Source organism: Streptomyces sp. NPDC007162 (assembly GCF_040634175.1).
GTDB lineage: Bacteria > Actinomycetota > Actinomycetes > Streptomycetales > Streptomycetaceae > Streptomyces.
Map to the genome: position 1 here is coordinate 1 of NZ_JBEYFC010000793.1, position 2,927 is coordinate 2,927.

At 68.0% G+C, this 2,927-nt stretch carries 2 protein-coding genes; both read left to right on the forward strand.

Going from position 1 to position 2,927, the window contains the following annotated elements:
• On the forward strand, window positions 1-913 hold a 913-nt coding region (locus tag ABZ646_RS44015; protein ID WP_360532675.1), incomplete at its 5' end, for a M4 family metallopeptidase.
• Between the two features lie 252 nt (window positions 914-1,165).
• Complete coding sequence (locus tag ABZ646_RS44020) at window positions 1,166-2,809, forward strand: M4 family metallopeptidase (protein ID WP_360532678.1); 1,644 nt, start codon at window positions 1,166-1,168, stop codon at window positions 2,807-2,809.
• Window positions 2,810-2,927: the final 118 nt, after the last annotated feature.

Sequence of the window (2,927 nt, forward strand, 5' to 3'; positions counted from 1 at the left end):
CACCGCCGGCCTCGACTACAGCGGTGAGTCCGGCGGCCTGAACGAGGCCACCTCCGACATCATGGGCACCGGCGTGGAGTTCTACGCCAACAACTCCACCGACGTCGGCGACTACCTCATCGGCGAGAAGATCGACATCAACGGCGACGGCACCCCGCTGCGCTACATGGACAAGCCCAGCAAGGACGGCGCGTCCAAGGACAGCTGGTACTCGGGGCTCGGCGGCCTGGACGTGCACTACTCGTCCGGTCCCGCGAACCACTTCTTCTACCTGCTGAGCGAGGGCAGCGGCGCCAAGGTCATCAACGGCGTCAGCTACAACTCGCCCACCGCGGACGGGCTTCCGGTCACCGGCATCGGCCGGGACAAGGCGCTGCAGATCTGGTACCGCGCGCTCACCACCAAGTTCACCTCGACCACCAACTACGCGAGCGCCCGCACCGGCACCCTCGCGGCGGCCGGTGAGCTGTACGGCACCACGAGCGCCGAGTACAAGGCGGTGCAGGACGCCTGGGCGGCCGTCGCGGTCGGCGCGCGCTCCGGCGGCGGCGGGGGCGGCACGGGCACCTCGTACGAGAGCAACACCGTCGTGTCGATCCCGGACAACGGGCCCGCCGTCACCTCGTCGATCACGGTCTCCGGCCGCACCGGTAACGCGCCGAGCAACCTCCAGGTGACGCCGAACATCAGCCACACCTGGCGCGGCGACCTGGTGATCGACCTGGTCGGCCCGTCCGGGACGTCGTACCGGCTGAAGAACTTCAGCTCGTCCGACTCGGCGGACAACGTGACGGACACCTACACCGTGAACGCCTCATCGGAATCGGCCAATGGGACCTGGCAGCTGAAGGTCCAGGACCAGGCCGCACAGGACACCGGGAAGATCAACAGCTGGAAGCTGACCTTCCCGTAAACCGCAGCACACGGGCGTGAGCACGGGGTGCCGCCGGAGGGTTCGACTCCGTTCGACGGCACCCCGGTTACACGCCCGCAACGTTCACCGAACACCTGCTTTTCGGCCAACATCACTTCAGGGTCCTGACATGTACGCGACCCGGATGTCACTCTTCCTTCACCCGCCGCACAGCACAGCAACTTCACAACCCCACAGTCGGGCCGGTGACCCCACTCCAGCCCGGACTCCCCACATCATGAAGGAGCTTGAGTGAGCCCCCTCTACGCGCGTCACAAGCGCACCACTCTGGCCGTCGCCACCGCTGTCGCCGCCGGCGCCCTGCTCACCACGGGCCTGACCACCAACGCCACCGCCGCCGCGAAGCAGCCGCTGGCCGCCGCACCCACCCTGCTCTCCAACTCCGCCCGCACCGCCCTGATCCAGAAGGCGCAGGCGAACGTCGCCGAGACCGCGCAGGAGATAGGCCTCGGCGCCAAGGAGAAGCTGGTCGTCAAGGACGTCGTGAAGGACGTCGACGGCACCGTCCACACCCGGTACGAGCGCACCTACGCGGGTCTGCCCGTGCTCGGCGGCGACCTGGTCGTGCACACCTCGAAGACCGGCAAGTCCGAGGGCGTCACCCGGGCGAACAAGGCGGCCATCAAGGTGGCCTCGCTCAAGCCGCAGCTCAGCACCGCCAAGGCGGAGAAGGCCGCGCTCACCGTCGCCAAGTCGCTGGGCTCCACCAAGTCCGCTGCCGACGGCGCCCGCAAGGTCATCTGGGCCGGCTCCGGCACCCCCGTCCTCGCCTACGAGACGGTCGTCGGCGGCTTCCAGGACGACGGCACCCCGAACCAGCTGCACGTCATCACCGACGCGGCGACCGGCAAGAAGCTCTTCGAGTACCAGGGCGTCGAGAACGTCACCGGCACCGGCAAGACGCTGTACTCGGGGTCGGTCAGCCTCGACACCACCCTGTCGGGCTCGACCTACCAGCTGACCGACGGCGTCCGCGGCGGCCACAAGACGTACAACCTGGCCCGCGGCACCTCCGGCACCGGCACCCTGTTCACCGACGCGGACAACGTCTGGGGCACCGGCACCGCCTCCAGCTCCAGCAGCGACCAGACCGCGGCCGCCGACGCCGCCTACGGCGCGGCCGAGACCTGGGACTTCTACAAGAACACCTTCGGGCGCAGCGGCATCAAGAACAACGGCGTCGCCGCCTACTCCCGCGTCCACTACAGCAGCAACTACGTCAACGCGTTCTGGGACGACAGCTGCTTCTGCATGACGTACGGCGACGGCTCCAGCAACACCCACCCGCTGACCTCGCTGGACGTGGCCGGCCACGAGATGAGCCACGGTGTCACCTCCAACACCGCCGGCCTCAACTACAGCGGTGAGTCCGGCGGCCTGAACGAGGCCACCTCGGACATCTTCGGCACCGGTGTCGAGTTCTACGCCAACAACGCCTCCGACCCCGGCGACTACCTCATCGGCGAGAAGCTCAACATCAACGGCGACGGCACCCCGCTGCGTTACATGGACAAGCCCAGCAAGGACGGCGGTTCGGCCGACTACTGGTCGTCCTCGGTCAAGAACCTGGACGTGCACTACTCGTCCGGCGTCGCGAACCACTTCTTCTACCTGCTGTCCGAGGGCAGCGGCTCGAAGACGATCAACGGGGTGTCCTACAACTCCCCGACGTACAACGGCTCCACGGTCACCGGCATCGGCCGGGCCAAGGCGCTGCAGATCTGGTACAAGGCGCTGACGACGTACTTCACGTCGACCACCAACTACAAGTCGGCGCGCACCGGGACGCTCTCGGCGGCGGCCGCCCTGTACGGCTCGGGCAGCACCGAGTACAACGCGGTGGCGGCGGCCTGGACGGCCGTCAACGTGTCGTGACCGGATAGTTGTGCATCGGGCGGGCCCCGGGACCCAGGTATGATCGGCTTCGCCCGGTCCCGCGGCTGGGTCCGGGATGGACGGGTGCGGGCCCACCTGGAGGCCGTGGAGACGTGAT